The organism is Daeguia caeni (assembly GCF_042653845.1).
GTDB lineage: Bacteria > Pseudomonadota > Alphaproteobacteria > Rhizobiales > Rhizobiaceae > Brucella > Brucella caeni.
The window spans coordinates 21,829-28,405 of record NZ_JBHSEL010000116.1 but is presented as its reverse complement, the minus strand read 5'-3'; the positions used below and the strand labels follow the sequence as shown (position 1 = coordinate 28,405).

Below are 6,577 nucleotides of genomic sequence, written 5' to 3'. Positions count from 1 at the left end.
TCGTCACAAGCTTGGATGGTCATCTCCTCAATCAGGCGAATGACGAGGCGTATCGCAAAAATGGAATTTTGAGTCGGGCTCTATGATTTTCATGCATGAAAATCATAAAAGCTCTTGTGTTTTCAGAATAGAAATTGCTAAAAAACCTGCGCGGGAAAATGGAGCCATCATTGAGTGCATGATCCATTCCGGCATATGATTCTGTCTAACGATGGTTGCTTGCCCAGACGAAGGTCATGGTGTTCTCACGCCGTGATTCAATTTACTCATATTCAGATGTATCCAGCATGACTGCATATAAAGACGACACGTCAAACAATGAAGGCAACTTTGTGGAGATAATATCCCTGAAGGATGCAGAAATCGGCAGGCTGGAAAAGACGCTTGATTTGATCAGCGCAGAAAAAGAAGCGCTGTCGCATAAAATAAGCGAGATCTACAGCTCGCGCGGGTGGCGCTATGCAACGCGTATCCATCTGATGCGCAAGAAACTTTGGCCCTCATGCAGCTATGCTGGCAATTCTCGGGAAGACACCGGTCAGAACTGTTCTGCCGCTACTGCAAAAAAGCCGGTCAAGCTTATGCATGCTGCCAGAAAAGGAAAAATCTATATCAGGTCAACAATATTTCCGGTGGCGAAATTCACTTATAACCGGCTGCCTTTACCTTATTCGCTCAAGATGCGTATGGTATCGGTGGTTTTCAGATATTTGAGTCCACTGTTTGAGGGGCAGCCACACTATATCAAATGGAAAGACCGGCAGTCAGACAATCATGACTGGATGGAACTCGGGGAAATAAACCCGGCTACACAGTCACACGATATTTTCATTCTCTCCATTATCAACTGGGATTTTCGCACCCAGCGTCCACAACATCTGGCGCGCCATCTCGCGCAGGATCGTCGTGTATTTTACATTGAAGTTGATATGCATGCCTCTGATCTGCGCATTCGCAGGATTGAGGAAAATCTTTATGTCGTAAACCTGCCCGTGCCAGACAGACGTGCGGTGCAGCCTTACAGTGGCGGCTTTGACGGCCGCCATGCGCGCGCATGGCTGGATATCATGCGCAATTTCTGCGAGGGCGTGCAGGCGACGGCCTTCAAGACGCTGATTGTTGAACATCCGCATTGGTGGCCACTTGCCCGCCATCTGTCGCCCGATTTCCGTATCATCTTTGATTGCATGGATGATATTTCCGGTTTTTCCAATACGACTCCGCGATTGCTGCAAATTGAGGAGGACATGCTGCAAAATTGCGATCAGCTGATCGTCAGTTCGCAGCATCTCTATGACAAGTACAGGAAATTTTCCGTGCCCGTTCTCATCCGCAATGGCGGTGATGTGGCCCATTTCCAGATTCAGGATAAAGAAAGGCCGTTGCCCGAATTTCTGCGCAAGGTGGGTTTCACAGGGCATTCCGAGCGGATCCGTGCTGGTTATGTCGGGGCCATTGCCGAATGGTTTGATGCAGATCTTGTCGCAAGGGTGGCACAGGATAATCCGGACATTGAATTTCACCTGTGCGGAGCTGTGACGGCCGCAGCACCCGGCAAGCTTGCAGCCTTTGACAATGTCTTCATGCATGGTGAAATTCCATATCAGGAGGTTCCGGCCTTTCTGGAACGGATGGATGTGCTGCTCATTCCATTCCTGCTTCTGCCGATCATCAAGGCATGTGATCCGGTCAAGTTCTATGAATACTCTGCCATGGGCAAGCCGACGGTCACGACCCGGCTGCCTGAATTGCAGCGCGCGCAGGATCTCGCTTTTTTTGCCGATAATGCAGAAGAATTTGCACAGCAGATTCGCCTTGCCAGGGATAAGGGCAGGGATCCTGCCTTCAAGAGGGCACTGCTTGATTATGTCGAACGCAATACATGGGCGGATCGGGCGAAGCAATTGAGTTACACGATTGACCGCTTGCCCAAGGTTTCGGTGATCATCCTGTCCTATGGAGATCCCCAATGGACCATTGCCGCGCTGAAATCCCTGACCAATGATGGTGGGCATTATCCAAATCTTGAGATCATTGTCGTTGACAATGGCTCCTCGCCGGAATGGCTGTTGCAGATCCGCGCTGCCGCCAGGACCAGCCCAAATGTCACTGTCATCGAGAATGGCAGGAATCTTGGCTTTGCCAAGGGCAATAATGTCGGCATCAAGGCTGCCACGGGGGATTATGTTTTCCTGCTCAACAATGATGCCTATGTTGCGCCCGGCGCCATTCATGCCATGGTGCGTCATCTGGAAAACAATCCCCAGATTGGCGTCGTCGGGCCATTGACCAACAATATTGGCAATGAGGCCAAGGTCTTTGTCGAATATGCCAATATGGATGAGATGCGGCGCGCGGCCTGGGAGCTGACCACCGGCTATCGTGGTCAGTTTACCCCTTTGCGGGTTCTTGCCTATTTTGCCGTCATGTTCCGCAAGGCGGATCTCGACAATCTCTTCGGGCATATCAGCGAGGAGTATGGGCGCGGCATGTTCGAAGATGATGATCATTGCGCAATGATACGTTCAAAGGGCTATCTCTGCGCGCTGGCGGAAGATGCCTTTGTGCACCACCACCTCTCAGCAACCTTCAATACGGTGATGCCGAAAGAAAAAAGAGAGCTGTTTGAAACCAATAAGAGGATCTTTGAGGCGAAATGGGGAGCATGGATACCGCACGTCTATCGTAAGGTGCGGCCGCAATCGCAGATCGACGCTAAGTGACTGGGAGGTGATGCAGGCTGCCGGCGGCGAGCCTCGTCTGTTGAAAGCCTGTCAATGGCACCTGACAGGCTGCATCAACTGATTGTCTGCGGGAAAAAGTAGAGATGGAAATAATAAATCCATACGGCCAAAGCGATCAGGCAGGACATCAACACGGCCAGCGAACCGCAATCCTTGGCGAGTTTGATATTCGCATTGAATTCAACCGTTATGGCATCGCAGGCCTTTTCAATCGCCGTATTGATGATCTCGGCAAACAGGATCAAGATGATGCTTCCGATCAGTATTGCCTGGGAAAGAATGTCTTGTGCGACGATGAAGGACAACAGAATTCCGGCAGCAAGAAGCAACAGTTCCTGCTGGAATGCTTTTTCATGTCGGCTTAAATGAAACAGGGCATTTAACGAATTGAAGAACGCCTTGTATATACGCTGCATGTGGCTCTCTTGAATTTCATTTATTGGCTGGGCGCCTGTTCTGCATCATAATGTAACGAGGCGGTATAAAGGGACTCTGGTAAGGAAGCTGCCAGTTTCAGATATTGTTTGCCAGAAAAATGCGTGCAGGAATCGGCCGCGTAATAATGCGCAGCCAATTGCATGTCAAAATAAAGCGCGCCAATATTGCGCGACAGACAATAGAACGGCTTGCCATCCGAGTGTTTCACAAGGGCTTCCTTGCGTTTCTCATTGTTGTCAAAGATGATAATGGGAACATCGCCACTTTTGGCTGGGTCGGTCATGCCGGCAAACATGCGCAATGCCGGCTTGTGGTCGGCATAGATCAGGATGACGGTATCGCCTGCACGGGACCTGATCGCTTCAACAAAATGCGCAAGATCTTCAATCGATAGCGACAATCTGTTCTGATAGTCCTGAATGCCGCCATCGCCATTCTTTTCTGGATAGGGGCCATGTGTATGGACGGTTGCAAGATGCAGGAAAAGCCTGTCATCAGGATGTTTCAGAAATTCATCATAAGCGGCATCGAACAGGACGAAATCGCGCGGCAGCCAATAGGAAGAATCCGGTTTCTTCATGCGTTCAATGCCGATGAAATCGTTGAAGCCGAGCCTCGGCTCAACATGGGCACGCGACCACATGGTGGAGTTGTAATTATGCATGGACAGGGTCACATAGCCCATGTCCGTCAAATGGGTTGGCAGCGACGAAACGCGTCTTGCAAAAAAGTCCTTATATTCCTGATAGATGACACCATAAAGGGCAGGGTTCCTGGCGGGCAGTCCGGTCATGATCTCAAAGCTTGCATTCGGCGTGCCGCCGCCATAAACCGGGGATATTGCCCTGAATGGAGATCCGCCCAATCCGAACAATGGCTCAAAGACCTGTCTGAAATGCCGGTCATCGAACCAGCAGGCTTCGCACAGGATCATGATGAATTTTTGCGGGGTTTTGATGCCCGTCATACTGAAATGCATATTCTTGCGCATATCAGCCAGTTCATCGGAAGTCAGCGCCGCCGGTTTCTTGCGTGCTGATGTCTGCAAAAGATGAATGAATATGCCATTTTCCTTGACATTGGACTGATGCGACCAGCTATAATATGTAATGCCTGCGCCATTCAGATAAGAAACGATGCTCTGTCGAGCGTGTGAAAGATCAAATGTGAAGAGACAATAAAAAATTGTCGCAAAAACAATAAATCTATACTTTCGGCCATTTTTGCGCGCTGTTCTGACTGTGTCAAACAGAACAAAGCCGACAATAAGCAAAGCTGAAATGATCACATAAATGCTGACATAGTGCATGGATATATGAATATTATCCAGATGTACAATGTCATTGGCTGTCAGTATTGAATTTGTTTTAGAAAATTTTTCATAATTGGCTATGCTTAAAGTAACGGAACACAGTGTGACAAGAATGATGGCGCTGATCGTGGAGGATATGTATCTTGTCATCACAAGCATGATCAGTATCAAGGTCCAGCTTGTCATGACTGGTCTCAAGGAATGCCTTGAAGAAAGGTCAAACAGCGGAAAATAATGGACAATAAACGTATTGACTGTTGCCGCTAATAGCAGGCTGAACCAGTTCAGAGCGACGGGCTTGGACACAATTTTCCGCATTTTGCGTGCTTTGTCATTATTCGGAGGATGCCCATTTCATGGACGATTAATAGGTGAAAATCAAATGATTAATCGTCATTCAATTGAGTGCGGGATGGTGTGCTAAACTATGCAACTTTAATGATATTTGAGTCGTCATTGCACGCCATCATTGCACATTGACCTGCTTGCTTCCCGATTGAAAGGTGCCGCGCATTCACAATGCGGGACAGGCTGCAACACCTGCACGGCCTCTTTCAGAAATTCAGGCGACAAACGGTTTATCTGCGCAATGCGGCTACAGGCACATCAACGGCAGCAGACATTGAACAGCGTTTGCCTCTCGCGCTTGTGCTTGGCCGGTTGTTATCTTGCCTTGAGGCCTTTCATGCCATGCTTCATGAAGCGGCGGACAAGACGCAATGGCCGGGTCAGCCGCCATGAATTGGACGAGAGAATGGCCTTGCGCTCCTGTCTGAGCGCGTCGATCTCGCGGCGCAGCACGCCAACGGCATATTTTTCAAGTTCGGCAACTGATTTCCAATAATGCGTTTCATTATTCTGGGTCCCGACTTGTCGGGCCAGTTGTGCGGCGCGTTCCTGGTCTGCGGCACGGTCGGCTTCTGCCTGTGCAACTGCGTTGCGCAGCCTGTCGACAAGCGCATCCTTTTCCGCCATTGCCTGACGCCAAGAGCCGATGATTTCGCTCTCATCGATTGGCTGTTCCATGAGGCCGAGACCTATCGCGGGCAGATCAGCATCAGACGCCAGCGCGACATGGTAATAGGGATGGCGAACCCCCTGCATGGGTACAACAGAATTATGGCTCATATAATAATTCTGAAATTCCCCCTGCCGGTCTTCCGGGAAAATGGCAGAGCCGTAAGCAATGCGCTGATTGAACAGTCTAACATTTGCGAAATATTTTGATAAAAGATCAGAAAACTGATCCCTGTATAGTTCCTTGACGTGAAATTCATTCACAAATCCGGTTTCTTCAGAATAATATTTCTTGTCTGGCGAAGAAATGATGACGCAGCCATTTGGGCGCAAAATTCTTTTGAATTCATGCATCATCTGCTCATGCTCGGCATGATGCTCGATTGTCTCGAAGCTGACGATAATATCGACACTGTGGTCGGCAAGCGGAATTGCAACACAATCGCCGACCATGAACTCAAGATTGGGCCTTGTATATTTTCTCTGCGCGTGGTCGACGGTCTGCGCATCAATATCAACGCCGATGACGCGTGCTGCCTGGTCTGCAAGCAGGGCGCTGCCATAGCCTTCACCGCAAGCTATATCGAGAACAACCCGGTTTGTGACCAGCCCTCTGGCAAGGTGGTAGCGATGCAGATGCTCAAGCGCAATATTGCCCAGCTTTTCAGGGACAAACCGCTCGCCAGTGAAAGGAAGAGCTTGTTCTAGTTGATCATTCATATCGACTTTCCTGGCAGAAACGACCTGCAAATTAAGTGTCTGTCCGAGTGCATGATTCTGCATGAAACCGCGCGGCAGCCGGCGTCATCTATGGCGCATGATATTCTTCATGTCTAATATGCATTGTGAGAACTGGACGTCTATGCCCACTCTGTTGCAGGCAAACTGGTTGGGAAAATCGAGGCTTACCGCTTGTTGTGCCGGGGGCGCAATCAGCTGCGGCTTGCGGAGGAACTGACCGGACAGGACTGTCATGGCCCTTGTCAATAAGGCAGGGCGGCAGGACATGCGTGGAGAAGATGGTGTTCCATGTCCGGCTTGTCATGAATGTAGGCGAGGGGTGCGT

The 6,577-nt window shown here is 49.7% G+C and carries 4 protein-coding genes; 1 reads left to right on the top strand and 3 read right to left on the bottom strand.

Annotation, left to right across the window (positions count from 1 at the left end; all coding sequences use genetic code 11):
* Nucleotides 1-782 precede the first annotated feature (782 nt).
* Nucleotides 783-2,723, top strand: coding sequence for a glycosyltransferase (locus ACFO1V_RS11845; protein ID WP_374833684.1), 1,941 nt, complete (start codon nucleotides 783-785; stop codon nucleotides 2,721-2,723).
* 74 nt (nucleotides 2,724-2,797) lie between these two features.
* On the opposite strand, the gene ACFO1V_RS11840 is transcribed toward ACFO1V_RS11845, so the two are convergent.
* From ACFO1V_RS11840 to ACFO1V_RS11830, 3 genes are all read right to left on the bottom strand, one after another.
* The gene (locus ACFO1V_RS11840; RefSeq protein ID WP_374833682.1) at nucleotides 2,798-3,160 is read right to left on the bottom strand and encodes a diacylglycerol kinase; all 363 of its coding nucleotides are present in this window, start codon (nucleotides 3,158-3,160) and stop codon (nucleotides 2,798-2,800) included.
* Nucleotides 3,161-3,180: 20 nt separating this feature from the next.
* A complete protein-coding gene (locus tag ACFO1V_RS11835; RefSeq protein WP_374833680.1) occupies nucleotides 3,181-4,149 on the bottom strand; it encodes a sulfatase-like hydrolase/transferase in 969 nt (322 codons plus the stop codon).
* Between the two features lie 1,008 nt (nucleotides 4,150-5,157).
* A complete protein-coding gene (locus ACFO1V_RS11830) occupies nucleotides 5,158-6,231 on the bottom strand; it encodes a methyltransferase domain-containing protein (protein ID WP_374833678.1) in 1,074 nt (357 codons plus the stop codon).
* Nucleotides 6,232-6,577 lie beyond the last annotated feature (346 nt).